The following is a 17,114-nucleotide window of genomic DNA, read 5'->3' on the forward strand; positions in this document are numbered from 1 at the left end:
ATTTATGTCAGAAATTTATTACATTGAACCTGAAGTCGCTGGCGAGCTCGGTGATGGGACAGATATGGATACCAGTGTTCACCCTCCTTTGGTGAAAAAATTGGAGCTTTGCTTTTCGGGGTGGCTTGGCGATGATCTACTTGAATGTTACCCATGCTTTATTGTATCAGAGCGTTTATTCAATGAATTGAAAGATATAACTCAAGAGTGTGTTTTTTTTGAAAAAATCAATGTGACACAGTCTGATGAATTCATTGAACTCTACCCGGGGAAAGAACTACCTAATTTTTATTGGATGAAATTTAGTAGTGGTAAAGATATCTTTTTATCAGACGACCAACGATTAGCCGTGTCTAAGCGTATAATGAATATTCTGAATAATTTCAACATATCCAATGCAATTATAGAAAAAGCATAAACAGCCACCACCTCTTATGGAGGTGGTAAAAATCTAACAATAAAATCTGGAAGCATTTATATTTCTATTATTCAGTTGAGATTATTTACAGCAACAGCGACACCAAATATGTACAGCTTTTTTCAGGGCTTCCTCACGAAATTCTGGCGCATGCTGTTTACGGGGCCTTTTATTGGTTGATACTGGTTTTTTCATGAGTAATCACCTCTGGTTTAGAGTTTACTCACTTAGTCACGTGTCCACTATTGCTGGGTAAGAGCACTGGTCCATTTTTCCGAGACCTGCAAATATGTTCTGGATACTCAATCACCTGATTATATCTATAACTATGGCATGCTGTTTGTTCGTTTGGATTACCTGACCAAGCTTGAAAGCAAAATTTACGAAAATGGTGAAAGGAACTTCGGCTGTAGCCGGAAATAATAGTTTGAATTGGCCATCTCAACGTGGGAAGGCCTTGCTTTTATTTAGGAGGAACACCCTTAAATTACTCTCCCAGCTTACACTTATGTTGTTAGAATCATGTTTAAATTTATCTTAACCATTCTTAATAAAATCAGTATATCTATTGATAATTAATGGCAAAATTTTATCTATTAAACTATTTTTAAAAGCATGCATAGAGTGTGGACGTGGAATTATCACAGACGTCAACTCCTCCAGAGTAATAACTGAACTTGGAAAGATTGAATTTAAATTAGCCATACTTAAAACTTCACGACCTAAATTTATCGCTGTATCGACACAGTCTGCGCACATTGCCATATCCTCATAGTCTATATTGTTTTTATCTGGATTAAATAAAGGTACTTTCTTTATTTCCAGCACCCACGGATTCTTTTTGGATGCTCTGACGCACTGGTACTTTACTCGTTTACAGCAAGGGCACATCCAAATCTCATCGTATCTATTCCAGTACTTTCCTCTGGTAGACGATAGATGAGCCACTTCATTTGAAGTTGGTTTGTTTTTAGCAATAGGATTAATTTTCATTCTCCAAGAGTTGACTGCCCCCTTGAAAACTTCAGTGTTATACAACAAACTTTCAGGCCAATACTGGTCAAACTCTAACAGCCCGTTAATTCTAAAGAAATACTTAGCTGACGTTTCTATCTGTTTAGCCGTTTTCTCTGAGGGTTGATACCAGTCCTGCTTTTCGGCTGCGATAATTGCAAATTTTTCAGCCAGATCCAAGCGAATTTTAAATACAGGCTCTGCTCTTGCCCAAACTTTTTTCGCAGCTTCAATATTTATCTGATGCTCGCGATTACTCGTAACATAAATGAACTCCGAAATCTCCTTCGGTGAAAATGAAAAAAACTTATGACATTTAACTAAGCGTTTGGCATCAGCATCGGCTTTGTTGCAATCAGAACATATAACCGTATTGTCATAGGCTGATAATGAAAATGCTGTCTTTATGGCAAATCGTTCAGAAAGAGCATCTGCAACGATAACTTTCTTCTTTGTCGAAAATTCCTCGAAAAGAGACTTTACGACCTCTTTCATATGATCATGATGTTCATGTAGTTGGCAGCTTAAAAAATTATTTTTATTTAGCCTTACGATTTCTGATTTTTTCCTTCTACAGCAGGGACAAACCCACTCTACTGGGGTCATAACCCACCATTTATTAAGATGGGCTCCATCCGCTTTAAAAAGAGAAACCAAACGCTTTGTTGAAAAAGTAAATTCTGAATCCAGACCCGTAAGATCTCGCTGTGCAAGAGAGAGTTTAAATGTTTCCCAATCCATTATAGGCCTCAGTCATTACTAATAATCCAGCCAAGAGCTTACTCATCAACATCATCGAAAATACTCCGCCCTAATGGCAAATTTATATTCAGGGCTTCTTCTGTTTCTAGTTCGTCGTAATCCACTGCCTCGGATTGCTTCTGCTTCAGCCTATCTTTCTTAGCTTCGATTTCACGAATGAACTGTTCAGATTTTTGCCATTCATCTTCATCATAGAAATCCTCATTGCAAAGCTCATTGTTCTCGTCACGAAATCGCTCCAAAAGGTGTGTGACATCGTAGAATGCTTCATCTACATCATCGTCTGTGTCCCAAGAGTCCTCTATATCTTGAATTATTTCGTTCATGTTAGTGTAAAATTTGACTTTTTGGACTGAAAGTCTAGTGTCATTCTCTTCTTGTGAGAGTAAAACTCCGACAAAATCGGCGTCAATGAAACAATCTGAATGGCTTATTGCTGCAAGGAAACTCAGTTTGTCCAGTACTTTTTTTCTAAGCTCATCACCGAGCAAACCATTTACATTCAGCTTGCCCAGTATTGTCAGGCTATGGTCGTACCTTCTCGCAGAGTTTATTAAATCAAGCAAATCAGCTTTCGTTTTGTCGCTATTAAAAAAAAGTCCCAAGAATTGAGGTGAACACCTGCTTGCCAAAAATGAGAGTATTGGCCTACTGATGGGGAGTCTGTTGTCCCCAGGAGTGATGATGTCCAAAACTCTGTTAAACATACTGCGTGGCACAACCAGTTTTATCCCCTCAATTCCCATATCCCCACAACTGATTTCCTCAATTAATCTTTCCTTTGTAACTCCGGAAAGATAGATTTCTATGAGTTCTGGATTACCTGAAACATCGGTCGCGAAAGCATCGCGAATGGTTGGGTGGCGGAATGTCCAGTAATGTTCATCTTGTGTTTTGCTAATTCTGATAAGTGAATCATCTAATGTTGACAATGCAGCTTTTACGTCGCCAAAATTTGATTGCATGGACGTGATGATATTGGTTGTCTGAGGATTTTCTAACCGAAGCGGAATTGGTAATTCCCCTCCGTTTGCAAATACAAGAGCTAAGGCAGCTCTTTCGGCAGGTGCGAGTCCACCTATAATATCTGCCATAATCCCGGTGGGGTTGGAGAAAAAATCAACTACGGCTGCTTCGCTAAGCACGGGCTTTTTTGTGAACTGCGGGTTGGCGAATCTCCGGGCAATTTCCGGAAGAAATTTTGGCACTGAAACTACTGTCGGTAGGAAATTTTTTATCGCCCTTCGAAATGCCTTAGTCTGTTTCCCAAGCTTCAAGTGGTTGTACAGGATCATGGCTTTTTCAGGTTCGGAGAGTTTTTCAACTTCAATTGTGACTCGACTATCTTTGAATAACTCGAACTTATTTGCATTTAAGCGATTCTGAGCTGTACGGAAGATATAGCTACGCGAAGTGAAAATCACTCGCGCCCCCTTATGTATAGCGGCTTTCAACTTAGGAAGCCTTTGATTCCACTCCTGGACTCGGTTAAAGTCGCAATGATTAGATCCAAAAGCATCGTCAACCCAAAAGAATTGTCCTGGATCGTCTGGGTTCCATTGCCTATCCAAGTCTTCCGGCGAACTTAAAATCAGCGTCTGCAACCCCCACTCATCAGCCGCCGAGAGCGCCAACAAATTAGCTATCATAGTTTTACCGCTTGCCGGTTCACCTATAAGCATGACGAATCCGTGATCCCTAAGAGCGTGTGCACAACGACGGTATGCCTCTGTAGGGACGAAGCATGCAAGATCGGGAGCAATCGAATCGAGCACACTTTTCGCTTGCCGGAATGCCTGATTTGTAATTATCTGGGAAAGGTCCCCAAGACCATATATTCGGGGTACCATACGCCTAAGACTTGGGTGTAAGGATATGCTGTGGTTTATCCATTCGGCACCATAAATCTTTGCGAACTTTGCACCAGCCTTCCGCATTTCCTCTTCCATAACGGCGGCTGTTTCGGCGGAAACTGAACAATTAGTGAAGAGAAGGTATACATCGGCTAGCCCTTTCCTCACCAGCCGCTCAATCTTTGGAAGTTCACCACTAATAACTCCCTTTGAAAGCTTCATATCTTGTTTGCTGGAATGTTTACATTGAGTAGTAAAACTACTGCTGCTGTCATCGCCGAAACCAGTTCCAGACCAAGTGCCATAGAAAGCCCCATCGCGGCCACCATCAACGCCGTCAGAGAATACTTGAAATGTCTGCCCAAAGGTCTCTTTCAATATACATGATACGAGATCCTCGAAAGCCTTCCATCCAAGTTTGTGGAGGTCGAACTGGATTGGTTGCATTGTTTTTTTAGAATTTCGGACTTAATAGATACTTATTTTAAAGTGCATGTTGGGGATGTCTAGGGATTGATTACAAGATGACCTGCCCTCAGGATTAGATACAACCGTCAATTAGTAATATCGGTTTGCTTACCTTCAAATTCTCCGTTCCAAATGCATCATGTTGACCTCTACAACAGAACCGCCACTGTATCCTGAGAACAACGTTACACGGTAAGCCGATTCTCCCTTCAAAAAAGCAGCAAAAACTGACGAGATTGGATAAAATGACACCACATGTGACAACACATGCAATCTATCGGAGGCGGTCATGGGGACAATACACTTCAGAATTGACGAGGAAACCAAACGTCTGGCTATGAAGGCTGCTGAACGTCAGCAGGTCAGTCTTACCGAACTGATGCGCCAGCGTGCGGAAGAACTGGCCGAGGAAGAGCGGCAGTACCAGCGCCATACTGGTGATGAATGGCTGGAAGCGAAAATTCAGGAAGCTTTCGCCCGTTACGATGCCGGTGAGGTCCAGTTCATCAGCAATGATGAGGCCAGTCAACGTATGGCAGCGCTGAAAGCGCAAGCCGCCCGGGGGGAACTGTGACGGCAACGGTTCGCTGGGAAAGGCAAGCTATCGCTGACCGCGAAGACATTTACCGTTACCTGTACCTGAACGCGGGACTGGAGGTCGCCAATGCCACCGATGACAAATTCGCCGCCGCAGTGGCGTTGCTGGAAACCACCCCGGAAGCGGGCGTCAGCATAGGAAAGTCGGGAGAACGGCGTAAACTGGTGCTGGCCCGGCTGCCGTTTATTTTGGTCTATGCGCTGAAACGCCACAGCGGCGACGTACATATCTTGCGACTATTGCATACCGCCCGGGATGTGTCGGCACGCTACCGTTCCAGATAAACGCCCATTCAGGCCCCCTGCTTCGTTCCTCTCGTCCATACCCATTCAGCGCGCACTCCCCTGATTAAAAAACAGTGGTTGATACGGCCTTAACACCAAATCCCTGTTGACGATGATACGAACCGGCAGACCTGGCCGTTCGGTCAGTGTCGGCTGAATATCGAGGTTACGCCGGGTGAGCTCTTGTCCCACCTGACTGACCGAATCCTGCAAACTGTCACGTCCGGCAAGGATAATACGATCGCCATGCTGTCGGTTCTCCGGGGCAGCGAGTTCAGCTCCCACCCCCAATAGTGTAGTCATTGCTGCACCGGCAATCACACGATCCCAATGCCAGTCCACCTGATCTTCCAGCCCGATGTAACCGGCCGGGTCGGCACCGGCCAGATTATCCAGCGTCAGCGATGACGTATCCGGCAGGATAATGCGGTTCCAGACCACCTGAACCCGGCTTTGCCCATAGCTGACCTGGCTGTTGTATTTCCCCAGCAAGCGCGAGCCTTGTGGGATTAGCAGATAATGTCCGGTCGCGCTGTCGTAGACCGGTTCGGTGACGGTGGCGATCACCGGTCCCGGCAGGTCGGAACGAATACCGGTCACCAGCGCCCCGGCAATCACAGTTCCCGCCATCACCTGATAAGGCGAAGCCGGTAGCCGCAGATCGCCGTGATTTCGGGTATCAGTCATGTCACCGAGCAGGAACGCCTCTTTCTGATCCTGCCGGATACCGGAAACCGCCCCCTGTTCTGCCATAGGGTCAGCCGCAATCGGGGCTGGAGATGGGCTGGTGGACGCCAGCGGTGGTACCGGCTGGCTGCCACGACGAAAGAACACCGGCGAGGCGGCAGCGTCTTCAGCTTCTTTCAGGTGTGCCTGACTCGCCGATTCATAGGCATCTGGCCCGGATGGTGTGGCCGCCTTAGCGGCGCGGATCATGGGCGGTCCCATATCCCCCGGCAGCGGCGGCCCCAATACAGGTGCCACCTCCGCAGGTTTCGTCGGCAACCGGGTGTAATCCGCCGGTAGCCGGCTTAGTGCTTCGGTTTTCGCCACCCGCTCGACGTTATAACGTTCAGCCAGTTCACCGTTATCATGCGGCCTCGGGCGCTGTAATGCCCACAGCGTCGCTGCCAGCACCGCCAGCGCCAAACCGCCAGTCAGGATGAACAGCGATCGCCGATTCAGCCGGGTCACCGGGCGTGGCCTGCTGCGCAGCGCCAGTGTCTCGGGGGCCACTTTCTCTGACGGTGCTGGCGTGCTATCCGCCTGTGATTCCGGTTGCATATTCACGGGCTCCGTCCATCGATACGCGTAATGCGCACCACCTGGGCACTGCCATTGCCCAGTCGCAGCTCGGCCGCCCCGAACAACCGGTCCACCACGTAGTACGGCGGCTGGAACCGGTAATTCACCAGTTGTCCGTCCCCCTGTAGACCGATGACGAACAGCGGTGGCAGTTCACCCTGCGCGATACCGGCCGGAAACCGGATATAGACCTTTTCCCCGTCATCAAACACCTGTCGGGGGCACCACGGCGGGCGATCACCGCTGATAGCGTAACGAAAGTGGAGCCTGCCAGGTGCCAGCGCGCTTCCCGGTAACCGGAGCGATGTGGCTGGTGAAGGTATCGACGCCGGATCGGCTGGGTACTGCCATGACACCGTCGCCATCCAGCGCGTCCCGCCGGAGGTCATCAGCAGCAGGTAAACCCGCCGGCTGGTGGTGATCACCAGATTGGTTTTCAGCCCGGCCCGCACCGGCTTGACCATGATATTGACGCGCTGTTCGCTGCCCGAGCCGCTGGTGGTATCACCGACAATCCAGCGAGCCGTATCACCGGCCGCTACATTTGTCAGTGTTTCACCCGGTTGCAGGGCAATTACGGTGACGCGCTCCGGTGCCGTATAAAGCCGATACATTGTCCCCTCGCTATAACGCCAGGACGACAGGTTGCTGTTATCCGCAACGCGCCAGTTATTACTACCCGACAGTTCGCTCCCCATTCGTCCGGGCGCTCCGTTCTCCCCCTTCCCCACCTCTATAGAGGCCGGTGGCATCGGAACAGGCTCATCCAGATCGACAACCGGTGGCCGGTTTCCCATACCGCGACACCCTGTCAGCGCCAGTATCAAGTAACAGGCAGAACCGTAATACCACCACGTTCTCATGGCTGACCGCCTTCCGGCATCGCCAGTTCCCGACTCCACGACAACCCGTTGATATAAATGCCCAACGGGTTCAACCGTAACTGCTGCTCGGTACGCGGCGTGTGTTGCACAACGGTCAGCATGGCAGTCCAGCGTTCGCTCTCCGACGGAGTGCCGTGGATAAAGTGTTGTTCGCTCCAGCGCACTTCAAACGATCGATCGCTGGAGCGCACCACACTGGCAATCTGCACCGTGACAGACTCGTTACCAATGCGGCTAAAGGGATCCTGGGCGCGGGCATAGGCGTTGAGCACCGCAGCACCCTGATCGGTGGTATAGGCATACGCCTCCAGCCAGTTCTGCCGCACCACAACCGGGTCAAGCGAGAGTGAACGCACCAGCGTGATAAAACGCGCCAGATGGTAGGCGATTTGTGCCTCGCTGGGCTGGTACGTCGTCACCGCCGGGGCCACCGCCCGCACCTCGCCGGATTTTTCCACCTCCACCACATAGGGGACGAGGGCCGATTGCATCGCCCGCCAGATCAGACCGACCGCCATCAGCAACGCCAGCAGCAGACAGCCAAAGGCCATCAGTCGCCAGTTCCTGGCTTGCACCCGAGCAGTGCCGATGCGGGTATCCCACACCTCGGCGGCTGCCTGATACGGTGTGGCGGGGGATGGTGTTTCGCCATAGTGCACCTGCGGTCGCCGAAAACGCATGGTCAGCCCCCTTCCCGGTCGGACTCACGCAGAGTCGGGCCGCCGCTGCTGCCACCGTGCTCTGCACTGCGCAACGTATGCGCCACCGTGCCCGCCGCTTGCGCCAGTTGCTGACGGCGATACAGCCGCTTCGCCCAGTCCGGCTGTGCCGTGGCTGACGAACCGGATGAACCGGCCTCCCGCCCCGGTTGTCCGGTAGCAGACGGGGTCGTATTGGCTTGTGGCCCGCGTAACGCCACCGGCAGCAGACGTGCCCCGGCTCCCACCGCACTGCCTATCCGCCCCGCCAGCGCGCTGGTTCCCGCCGCGACGCCGGCCACTCCCAACGCCGTTCCAGCCAGCGTTCCGGCTCCCAATTGCGGCGCACCGCTCACCAACCCGGTAGCAATGCCAGGACCGAAAATCCCCAGTGCCAACAGTGCAAGTGACGCCAGCATGGCGACCAACGCCTGATCTAACGAGGGGTCATCCGGACTCAGGGCCAGCGAACCGAACAGACCGGTGCCGATCCCCACGATCACCGCCAGTACCAGCACCTTCACACCGGAAGCCACCACATTGCCCAGCACTTTCTCTGCCAGAAACGCCGTCTTGTTCCACAGTGCGAACGGCACCAGCACAAACCCCGCCAGTGTGGTCAGCCGGAACTCCACCAACGTGACGAACAGTTGTATCGCCAGCGCGAAGAAACTCAGTACCACCACCAACCAGGCCAGCAGCATGACGGTGACGGGCACAATATTGATGAACACATCTGGGAAACCACTCAGGCGGTCGATTTGATGCAGCAGAGGGGCAGCCGTATCTATACCGGTTTTAGCTAACCGCCCGGGCTGCAGAAACGTAGCCAGACTCAGCGCCGCGCCACCGGCCTGCAGGCCCAACCCGGCAAATGAGCGAAACACTATGCCCGACAGCCCGTTGAAGTTGTTGAGTATGTAAGCAAACGCGCCGACATAGAGCACCTTGCGGATCAGCCGTGCCATCACATCCTCTCCCTGCCCGCCCGCCTGCGACAGCGCCCAGTACAACCCCGCCAGCGTCATGTCGATCGCCACCAGTGTGGCGGTCAGAAAGGAGACTTCACCGCGAACCAACCCAAACCCAGAGTCGATGTAGGTCGAAAAGGTATCAAGGAAGCGGTCAATCACCGACACATCGTCCATCACTCACCGCCGTCCTTACCGTAAAAGTGCACTGGCTGCGGCGTGTAAGGGGTTCCCGTACCCAGAAAACGTCGCGTGATTTCCCGGCCGCGTTCAACCGCCGCAGCCTGTCGCGCCAACTCCAGCGCGACCGCACGGTTCTGCGTCAACTGGAGCTGCTGGCCTTGCATCGTTTGTTTCGCCTGCAACGCCAGCAACTGGTTTGTCGCCTGCATGGCCTGCAGGGCACCGGTGGCCGCCTGACTCTGCCCGACCAGCGCGGACAGCGTGCTTTCGTCCGCCGACAGGCTCTGCACCATCTGTGCCTGCATCTGCAAAGCGGTATGCAAGCCTGCCAGCGTGTTGACCCAGCGCGTACCGGCATCCTGATACAGGCGATCGTGGCCCACCGTGGTGGCATACTGTTCGGGGTACAGCCGCGCAAAATCCGAGTCCATGCGCTGCACCTCATAGGCCAGGCCACGCGCCTGGGCAATCAACCGGTCTGTGCCCGCCAGCGTGGTGCGCAGTTGATCGGTTACCGTGAATGGCAGACGAGTCAGGTTGCGGGCCTGATAAATCAGCATCTGCGCCTCGTTCTGCAACTGGATGACCTGATTGTTGATCTGATCCAATGCCCGGGCAGCGCTCAGCGTGTTCTGCGCATAGTTGGCAGGATCAAATACCGTCAGTGCCTGCGCTGGACGCAGCGGCAGCAACGCCAGCAGGATGACAAGCCACACAGTTTTCATCACGGTGTCCCCCTGCACGGTGGAGAGGAAATCGGCTGCGCCGCTGGAGTAAACCCCGGCAGCAGGTCGGCCGCCCACGCCAGCCCCTGGTGACGCAACCAGGCGCTGGTGAAATCTGGACGAGGGTCCTGTGCCAGCAGGCGCTCTATATCGCGCTGACTCTGTGGTGAGGCCGCCGCGGCAAACGCCAGAGCCACCGGCCCCAGATCGAGATCGAACCGGCGGTTGCCCTGTCGGGACTGGTAGTAGTAATCCCGTTTGGGCTCTGCGGCAGCCAGCATGGCTATCTGCCGGGCGTTAAGACCAAACCCTTCATAGATGACCCGGATCTGGGGTTCGCTGGCCTGTGGATTGGGCAGGAAAATCCGGCTGAGGCAACTTTCGATGATGGCCGGTGCCAAGGCAGAGCGTTGGATATCCGCCAGCGATTGGGTGGCGAATATCACACTGACGTTTTTCTTGCGCAGTGTCTTGAGCCACTGCCGGATACGCGCCGCAAACACCGGTTCATCAAGAAACAACCAGGATTCATCCAGGATCAACAGCGTCGGCGCGCCGTCAAAACGGTTTTCCAGCCGGGCGAACAGGTATTCCAGCACCGCCAGTACCGCCGCCTTGCTGGGCATCAGCGCCTCCATTTCAAAGCACTGCACATCAGCGTCGCCCAGCCGCTCCTGATCGGCATCCAGCAGGTTGCCGTACGCCCCACCCAGCACATACGGCGCCAGTGCCTGACGCAACGCCAGCGACTGCAACAGGACCGACAGGCCGGTCAGGGTACGCTGTTCAACCGGTGCACCTGCCAGGCTGTCCAGCGCCGACCAAATGGCGGCCTTCTCCTCCGGCACCACGTTCACGCCCTCCTGCCGGATGCGCCCCACTACCCATTCTGCCGCCCAGCGCCGCCAACCCGCCTGATCGATCCGGGCCAGCGGCTGAAACGCAATCGCCCCGTCAGCCCCCAGATCATAATGCTCGCCCCCCAGCCCCAGCGTAGTGGCCCGCAACGAGCGGCCAACATCAAAAAGAAATACACGCGAGCCGGGATAGCGGCGAAACTGCATCGCCAGCATGGCCAGCAGCACCGATTTGCCCATCCCGGTGGGCCCCACCACCAGCGTATGCCCCACGTCGCCAATGTGCGTCACCAGCCGAAACGGCGTGGCGCCATCGGTCCGGGTCACGATAAGTGGCGGCCCGTCAAGGTGAGCATTGTTCTCCGGCCCGGCCCAGACCGCCGACAGCGGGATCAGGTGCGCCAGATTGAGGGTGGAAATGATCGGCTGGCGCACATTGGCATACACCTGGCCGGGCACCGACGACAACCAGGCGTCCACCGCGTTCAGCCGCTCCGGACAGGTCACGAAGCCCCGCCCCTGAATCACCTGCTCGGTCTGGCGCCGTTTTTCCTCCGCGTCCTCCGCCTCATCGGCCAATACGGTCACGGTGGTGGTGACGTAACCAAACGCCGCCTGATCGCTGCCCAGCGCCTGTAACGCTGCATCGGCATCGGCCGCCTTGTTGCCGGCATCGTTATCCACTAGTGGACTTTCCTGCTGGAACACGGTTTCGCGCAGCAGCGTCGCCACGTTTTTCCGTTTCACAAACCACTGTCGGCGCAGGCGGGCCAGCGCTTTCTCCGCCTCCGCCTTGTCCATGAACAGAAAACGCACCGACCAGCGGTAGGCAAACCCCAGCCGGTTCAGGTCGTCCAACATGCCCGGCCAGGTGGAAGACGGAAATCCCCGCACCGTGATCGTCCGCAGGTGTTGGTCGCCTAGCATCGGTGCTATTCCGCCCATCATCGGGCTGTCAGCCAGCAAGGCATCCAGATGGAACGGCACCGCCGGCACGCTAAGCCGGTAATGCCGAGTCGATACCGTGCCATGCAGGTAGGTCAGCGTCTGACTGTCATCCAGCCAGATGAGCTCTGGCATGACGCCGGTCATCAGGTCAGACAGGCGATCGGTCTCCGCCACAAAGGCCGTGAGCCGTTCCCGCCAGTCCACACGCCCCGACGGGGTGTTCTCGTATAACCAGGCCACCGTACGTGACTGCGCGTCCTCCGGCGGCAGATACCACAGGGTGAGGTGGTACAGGCTGTCAAAATGGCCCCCCTCCACCTGAAACGCGGCACGCCGCTCTTCGTCCACCAGCCAGGAGAGCGCCTCGGGGAAGCGGATACGCGGCGGCAGGTCGCCTTTCGGCGTCGGTAAACAACGCCCAGTTGCTGCCGAGACGTCGCAGGGCGTTATTCAGGCGGGCAGCTGTGGCGATCAGTTCGCCGGGGGTGGCACTGTCCAGATCCGGCCCACGAAACCGGGCGGTGCACTGAAACGACCCGTCCTTGTTCAGCACTACACCGGGTGCCACCAGCCCAGCCCACGGTAGCCAGTCGGCCAGTAAGGCTGGGCGCTGACGGTATTCGGCAAGATTCAGCATGGTACGCCCCTCAGACATCCAGCAGCGACGGGTGGCGGATATGCCGGGCAAACACAGTCATGAACTGCGGATCCTCCCGCGCGCCCCATACTGCCAGCGTATGCCCAACCACCCACAGCACCAGCCCCGGTAGCCACAGCTGTAACCCCAGCCCGACGGCGGCGGCCAGCGTGCCATTGGCAATCGCCACCGTGCGCGGTGCGCCCCCCAGTAGGATCGGCTCAGTCAGCGAGCGGTGCAGCGGTACGTCAAAACCGGGTAACATCGTGTATTCGTCACTCATACCACCGCCCCGCCGGCAAAGCTGAAAAACGACAAAAAGAACGATGAGGCGGCAAAGGCAATCGACAGCCCAAACACGATCTGGATCAGCTTGCGAAATCCGCCCGAGGTATCGCCAAAGGCCAGCGCCAGCCCGGTGGTGATAATGATGATGACCGCGATAATGCGCGCCACCGGCCCCTGTATGGATTCCAGGATCGACTGCAGCGGCGACTCCCATGGCATACTTGAGCCACTGGCGTAGGCCGTCAGCCCCCACAACAGGCTGACGGCCAGTGCGGCTCCGGGCAGACTACGTCGAACGAGCCAGCAGTCGGAAAAGCGAAGAGTAAACGGGAGCATCATGATGAGCCTCCGGGTGAGGGTGTCGATATCGCAGGACCGGGAGAACTAAGGTTACTGAGCTGGTAGTGCGTGCCGTCAAAGCCGGTCACCCGGACCAGCGAGGCGATACGGCGTGCCTGCCCACGCCCGGTCAGGTGTACGATCAGGTGGATGGTGTCAGCGATCAGCGCCCGGGGCGGGGTGATCGCCACTTCGAGGATCAGTTGTTCCAGCCGCAACAATGCCCCCAGCGCAGACCCCGCATGCAGGGTGGCTATCCCGCCGGGGTGACCGGTTCCCCAGACCTTGAGCAGGTCCAGCGCCTCGCCGCCACGGACTTCACCGACGATGACGCGATCAGGGCGCAACCGCAGCGTGGTACGCACCAGTTCGGCCATGCTCACCACACCCGGCCGGGTACGCAGGGGCACCTGATCGCGTGCCACACATTGCAGCTCCACGGTGTCTTCCAGCACTAGCACCCGATCGCCGGTCTCGGCAATCTCGGCCAGCAGAGCGTTGGCAAGTGTGGTTTTCCCGGTACTGGTGCCCCCGGCAATCAGAATGTTTTGTCGCTCACGTACCGCCTGACGCAGCACCCCGGCCTGCGCGGCGGTCATCATCCCGTCGGCGACATAGCGCGCCAGCGGGATCACGCCGACGGCGCGCTTACGCAAGGCGAACGCCGGTCCAGGCGCTGCCGGCGGCAGTATGCCTTCAAAGCGTTCACCGGTCTCCGGCAATTCCGCCGTCAGCAGCGGCCGGTGGCGATGCACCTCGGTACCGACATGGGCCGCCACCAGTCGGATGATGCGTTCCCCCTCGGCAGCAGACATCCCCCCCTCCAGCGGAGCCAGTCCGGTGGACAACCGATCCACCCACAAGGTGCAGTCTGGATTAAGCATGATCTCCACCACATCGGGATCGTCCAGCGCTGCCGCAATCAGCGGCCCCAGTGCGCTGTACAGCATATGTCGGTGGCGCGTACGGGATGCACACATCGTATCGTCCGCAGATATGTTGCTCATGGCATCTCCTGCGTCGTCTCGTCTGCCGTGTCGGGCTGAAGTTCCCGACAGACGTCTTGCACCAGACTGTGTCCGCGCAGCAAGTGGCGGCCCAGTTGCTCAACAAACTGCCCGAAACGCGCACGGCCCTGTGCGTTGGCGGCATCTTGATGGGCGTCAGCCACTGGCGGGCTGACGGTCAGGTAGTAGCGGATAAACAACGCCAGCGTTTCAATCTGAATGGTTTGATCGCGCTCCAGCCGCCCAAACTGGCGTGACAGCTGATCCAGTCGCCGGCTCAGGAGGCTGTCCCGTTGCCCTCCCGCATCCGGCGACAGCCAGGCGGCCAGAGCAGCCGCGACAATGGAGGATTTCGAGACCCCTTTTCGGGTCGCCAGCTCGTCCAGCCGCCGGGCGTGTTCAGGTGGGATAAATAGATTCAGGCGATACTGACTCATGGTGCTTCCCCCCTTTCCGGGGCCGACGTGGATCGTGTAAGGAACCGGTTCACCGTGTCATCCGACAGCCACGACAGGTCGCTGGCCGGTGCCACCGACGCTGGCATGGGGACAGTGATCTCGTCTTGTCCGGCTGATGGGTGCCCTTCCCTGTCATCGTCAGCCAGTCCGGTCATCCCAGGAGGCACCGGCACCGTCGGAAGGCGCAGATCGCGCCAGTCATCCGGTCTGGGCTCAGGCACATCGGTGTAATGACCGTCTGTCAGCGACGGCGGCGGGAGAACACGCGACTGAAAGTTGGCATCCGCGAAGTAGCGCATCTTTCTGGCGCGGATCGGCGGCTGGCTGCCCACCATCACAATGGCGTCACTGGCGGGCAACTGCATCACCTCGCCAGGTGTCAGTAATGGCCGGGCCGATTCCTGACGCGCAATCATCAGGTGCCCCAGCCAGGGGGCCAGCCGGTGACCGGCATAGTTGCGCTGGGCGCGCAGCTCCGTGGCGGTGCCCAGCGTGTCGGAAATGCGTTTAGCCGTGCGCTCGTCGTTGGTGGCAAAGGCCACTCGCACATGGCAGTTGTCCAGAATCGCGTGGTTCGGGCCGTAGGCCTTGTCAATCTGGTTAAGCGACTGGGCAATCAGAAATGCGCGCAGACCGTAACCGGCCATAAACGCCAGCGCCGATTCGAAAAAATCCAGCCTCCCCAGCGCCGGGAACTCGTCCAGCATCAGCAGCAAGGTATGCCGCCGGGTGCTACCGTCAGCGTCTTCCAACGACTCCGTCAACCGACGGCCAATCTGATTGAGGATCAACCGAATCAACGGTTTGGTACGACTGATATCCGATGGCGGCACCACCAGATACAGCGACACCGGATGACGGGCCGCGATCAGGTCGGCGATGCGCCAGTCACACCGCGAGGTCACCGCCGCCACGGTCGGGTCGCGGTACAGCCCCAGAAAGGACATGGCGGTGGACAAAACGCCGGAGCGCTCGTTGTCAGATTTATTGAGGACCTCGCGGGCCGCTGAGGCAATTACCGGGTGCGGCGCATCGCCCAGGTGTGCCGTGGTCATCATCCGATACAGCGTGACTTCAAACGGGCAGTCCGGATCGGAGAGAAAATTGGCGACACCACGCAGGGTCTTATCTTCCTGTGCATAAAGCACATGCAGAATGGCCCCCACCAGCAGCGCATGGCTGGTTTTTTCCCAGTGGTTGCGCCGCTCCAGCGCCCCTTCCGGGTCTACCAGAATATCGGCGATATTCTGCACGTCGCGCACTTCATGCGCACCACGCCGCACCTCCAGCAACGGATTGTAAGCCGCTGAGCGGGTGTCGGTCGGGTTAAACAGCAGGCAGTGGCTGAAGCGGGCGCGCCAGCCTGCCGTCAGTTGCCAGTTCTCGCCTTTGATATCGTGCACCACGACGGAGGCTGACCAGCTCAGCAGTGTGGGCACCACCAGCCCGACGCCTTTCCCCGAACGAGTGGGGGCAAACGCTAGCACATGCTCAGGCCCTTCATGACGCAGGTATTGCCCGTTATGCAGCCCGAGGAACAGCCCCGACGGCCGGTACAACCCCGCCCGGCGAATATCCTGTACCCTGGCCCAGCGTGCCGAACCGTAGGTCGTGACATGTCGGGACGAACGGGCACGCCATACTGACAGGGTCATCGCCACCATTGAGGCCAGCAAACTGCTGCCACCCGCGATGGCACCACCGATATCAAAGATACGCGGCGCATACCCGCCAAACAGAAACCACCATTCAAACAGCCGCCACGGGGGATAAACGGGAACGCCAATGCCCTCGAACCACGGGGTGCCCAGGCGCGGAGAATACCCCAGCGCTGCCGCAGTCCATTGCGTGGCGTACCACACACCGGCGACAACGACACTGAACACCACCGCAACCTGCCCTACCAGTATGCCCTGCCCCTGCATTGCTGCCCCCTTCTCGCCCTCAAGACCGCACAACGGTTATGCCGCCTGCGAGAGAGCATCGGTGCGGGTTCAGCCCAGTGCAAAGACCGTTACCGACTCAATCAGGGAGCAAAAAGTCACAATGCGTACAGGGAAGAACGTGAGCACAGTGCAACCCGCTATGGCGTAACCAGGCGTAGCGGGTGCCGGGAGTGATTTTTGTGATGATGGCGACGACTCAGAATTTGGGCGGCGTTTTGGGTGGCGTGTAGGGGGTTCCCGTCCCCAGAAACTGTTTGGTGGTGGCATGCCCGACTCGATTGCACAACGCATTCCCCACGCGCTCCCAGTCGTCATGGCACTGCTGGCGCAGTTCCTTTAATCGCTTCGGGTTAGCCAGTAATGATTCTACCGTCTCCGTTGCCGGTACGGCGCCACTGCCGATACACCACAGCACGATGCATAAGAAAACACGAAATGAAAACATAAGATTACGCATGAGGATCCTCCGAT

The 17,114-nt window shown here is 56.2% G+C and carries 17 protein-coding genes and 1 pseudogene; 4 read left to right on the top strand and 14 right to left on the bottom strand.

Annotated features, from left to right (window positions below):
- Positions 1-4 precede the first annotated feature (4 nt).
- Both LF929_RS16760 and LF929_RS16765 read left to right on the top strand, forming a co-directional pair.
- Entirely contained in the window at positions 5-418 is a 414-nt protein-coding gene (locus tag LF929_RS16760) for a hypothetical protein (RefSeq protein WP_210175144.1), read from the top strand.
- Between the two features lie 294 nt (positions 419-712).
- A complete protein-coding gene (locus LF929_RS16765; RefSeq protein ID WP_246753692.1) occupies positions 713-841 on the top strand; it encodes an inovirus-type Gp2 protein in 129 nt (42 codons plus the stop codon).
- 114 nt (positions 842-955) lie between these two features.
- On the opposite strand, the gene LF929_RS16770 is transcribed toward LF929_RS16765, so the two are convergent.
- Together LF929_RS16770 and LF929_RS16775 are read right to left on the bottom strand one after the other, a co-directional pair.
- Positions 956-2,173 (bottom strand): hypothetical protein, encoded by a 1,218-nt coding sequence (locus tag LF929_RS16770; protein WP_210175145.1) that lies wholly within the window; start codon positions 2,171-2,173, stop codon positions 956-958.
- 38 nt (positions 2,174-2,211) lie between these two features.
- On the bottom strand, positions 2,212-4,425 hold the full coding sequence (locus LF929_RS16775; RefSeq protein ID WP_226093450.1) for an AAA family ATPase: 2,214 nt from the start codon (positions 4,423-4,425) through the stop codon (positions 2,212-2,214).
- A gap of 379 nt (positions 4,426-4,804) precedes the next feature.
- On the opposite strand from LF929_RS16775, the gene LF929_RS16780 reads away from it, so the two are divergent.
- Together LF929_RS16780 and LF929_RS16785 are read left to right on the top strand one after the other, a co-directional pair.
- On the top strand, positions 4,805-5,089 hold the full coding sequence (locus tag LF929_RS16780) for a DNA-damage-inducible protein J (protein WP_012768898.1): 285 nt from the start codon (positions 4,805-4,807) through the stop codon (positions 5,087-5,089).
- Positions 5,086-5,397, top strand: a complete 312-nt coding sequence (locus LF929_RS16785; protein WP_013316528.1) for a type II toxin-antitoxin system RelE/ParE family toxin — start codon at positions 5,086-5,088, stop codon at positions 5,395-5,397. The genes LF929_RS16780 and LF929_RS16785 overlap by 4 nt, the downstream gene beginning before the upstream one ends.
- A 45-nt stretch (positions 5,398-5,442) precedes the next feature.
- On the opposite strand, the gene LF929_RS16790 is transcribed toward LF929_RS16785, so the two are convergent.
- The 12 genes and pseudogenes from LF929_RS16790 to LF929_RS16845 form a co-directional block, all read right to left on the bottom strand.
- A complete protein-coding gene (locus LF929_RS16790) occupies positions 5,443-6,681 on the bottom strand; it encodes a TrbI/VirB10 family protein (RefSeq protein WP_210175147.1) in 1,239 nt (412 codons plus the stop codon).
- 2 nt (positions 6,682-6,683) lie between these two features.
- Positions 6,684-7,565 (bottom strand): P-type conjugative transfer protein TrbG, encoded by an 882-nt coding sequence (gene trbG, locus LF929_RS16795; protein WP_226093449.1) that lies wholly within the window; start codon positions 7,563-7,565, stop codon positions 6,684-6,686.
- Positions 7,562-8,266 (bottom strand): conjugal transfer protein TrbF, encoded by a 705-nt coding sequence (gene trbF, locus LF929_RS16800; protein WP_033569622.1) that lies wholly within the window; start codon positions 8,264-8,266, stop codon positions 7,562-7,564. The genes trbG and trbF overlap by 4 nt, the downstream gene beginning before the upstream one ends.
- Positions 8,267-8,268: 2 nt before the next feature.
- Positions 8,269-9,432 carry a P-type conjugative transfer protein TrbL gene (gene trbL, locus LF929_RS16805; protein ID WP_210176132.1) on the bottom strand — a complete coding sequence of 388 codons (1,164 nt, stop codon included), beginning with the start codon at positions 9,430-9,432 and terminating at the stop codon, positions 8,269-8,271.
- Complete coding sequence (gene trbJ / locus LF929_RS16810) at positions 9,432-10,163, bottom strand: P-type conjugative transfer protein TrbJ (RefSeq protein ID WP_226093454.1); 732 nt, start codon at positions 10,161-10,163, stop codon at positions 9,432-9,434. Before trbJ ends, trbL begins: the two co-directional genes overlap by 1 nt.
- Positions 10,163-12,605: pseudogene (gene trbE, locus LF929_RS16815) on the bottom strand (conjugal transfer protein TrbE). Before trbE ends, trbJ begins: the two are co-directional and overlap by 1 nt.
- Positions 12,606-12,615: 10 nt before the next feature.
- Positions 12,616-12,888 carry a VirB3 family type IV secretion system protein gene (locus LF929_RS16820; RefSeq protein WP_027711224.1) on the bottom strand — a complete coding sequence of 91 codons (273 nt, stop codon included), beginning with the start codon at positions 12,886-12,888 and terminating at the stop codon, positions 12,616-12,618.
- A complete protein-coding gene (locus LF929_RS16825; RefSeq protein WP_050515705.1) occupies positions 12,885-13,229 on the bottom strand; it encodes a TrbC/VirB2 family protein in 345 nt (114 codons plus the stop codon). Before LF929_RS16825 ends, LF929_RS16820 begins: the two co-directional genes overlap by 4 nt.
- Entirely contained in the window at positions 13,229-14,182 is a 954-nt protein-coding gene (trbB, locus tag LF929_RS16830; RefSeq protein WP_226093453.1) for a P-type conjugative transfer ATPase TrbB, read from the bottom strand. The genes LF929_RS16825 and trbB overlap by 1 nt, the downstream gene beginning before the upstream one ends.
- 53 nt (positions 14,183-14,235) lie before the next feature.
- The gene (locus tag LF929_RS16835) at positions 14,236-14,676 is read right to left on the bottom strand and encodes a ribbon-helix-helix protein, CopG family (RefSeq protein ID WP_027711222.1); all 441 of its coding nucleotides are present in this window, start codon (positions 14,674-14,676) and stop codon (positions 14,236-14,238) included.
- Complete coding sequence (locus LF929_RS16840) at positions 14,673-16,622, bottom strand: conjugal transfer protein TraG (RefSeq protein ID WP_318841905.1); 1,950 nt, start codon at positions 16,620-16,622, stop codon at positions 14,673-14,675. Before LF929_RS16840 ends, LF929_RS16835 begins: the two co-directional genes overlap by 4 nt.
- A 217-nt stretch (positions 16,623-16,839) precedes the next feature.
- Positions 16,840-17,100, bottom strand: coding sequence for an entry exclusion lipoprotein TrbK (locus LF929_RS16845; protein ID WP_201765884.1), 261 nt, complete (start codon positions 17,098-17,100; stop codon positions 16,840-16,842).
- Positions 17,101-17,114: the final 14 nt, after the last annotated feature.

Source organism: Dickeya oryzae, assembly GCF_020406815.2.
Lineage (GTDB): Bacteria > Pseudomonadota > Gammaproteobacteria > Enterobacterales > Enterobacteriaceae > Dickeya > Dickeya oryzae.

What these genes read in the sequence shown, in the direction of transcription:
- LF929_RS16825 (WP_050515705.1), bottom strand. Translation starts at nt 13,229, where the DNA reads ATGCTCCCGTTTACTCTTCGCTTTTCCGACTGCTGGCTCGTTCGACGT.
- LF929_RS16770 (WP_210175145.1), bottom strand. Translation starts at nt 2,173, where the DNA reads ATGGATTGGGAAACATTTAAACTCTCTCTTGCACAGCGAGATCTTACG.
- trbB (WP_226093453.1), bottom strand. Translation starts at nt 14,182, where the DNA reads ATGCTGTACAGCGCACTGGGGCCGCTGATTGCGGCAGCGCTGGACGAT.
- LF929_RS16845 (WP_201765884.1), bottom strand. Translation starts at nt 17,100, where the DNA reads ATGCGTAATCTTATGTTTTCATTTCGTGTTTTCTTATGCATCGTGCTG.
- LF929_RS16840 (WP_318841905.1), bottom strand. Translation starts at nt 16,622, where the DNA reads ATGCAGGGGCAGGGCATACTGGTAGGGCAGGTTGCGGTGGTGTTCAGT.
- trbG (WP_226093449.1), bottom strand. Translation starts at nt 7,565, where the DNA reads ATGAGAACGTGGTGGTATTACGGTTCTGCCTGTTACTTGATACTGGCG.
- LF929_RS16760 (WP_210175144.1), top strand. Translation starts at nt 5, where the DNA reads ATGTCAGAAATTTATTACATTGAACCTGAAGTCGCTGGCGAGCTCGGT.
- LF929_RS16790 (WP_210175147.1), bottom strand. Translation starts at nt 6,681, where the DNA reads ATGCAACCGGAATCACAGGCGGATAGCACGCCAGCACCGTCAGAGAAA.
- LF929_RS16820 (WP_027711224.1), bottom strand. Translation starts at nt 12,888, where the DNA reads ATGAGTGACGAATACACGATGTTACCCGGTTTTGACGTACCGCTGCAC.
- trbJ (WP_226093454.1), bottom strand. Translation starts at nt 10,163, where the DNA reads ATGAAAACTGTGTGGCTTGTCATCCTGCTGGCGTTGCTGCCGCTGCGT.
- trbL (WP_210176132.1), bottom strand. Translation starts at nt 9,432, where the DNA reads ATGGACGATGTGTCGGTGATTGACCGCTTCCTTGATACCTTTTCGACC.
- trbF (WP_033569622.1), bottom strand. Translation starts at nt 8,266, where the DNA reads ATGCGTTTTCGGCGACCGCAGGTGCACTATGGCGAAACACCATCCCCC.
- LF929_RS16780 (WP_012768898.1), top strand. Translation starts at nt 4,805, where the DNA reads ATGGGGACAATACACTTCAGAATTGACGAGGAAACCAAACGTCTGGCT.
- LF929_RS16835 (WP_027711222.1), bottom strand. Translation starts at nt 14,676, where the DNA reads ATGAGTCAGTATCGCCTGAATCTATTTATCCCACCTGAACACGCCCGG.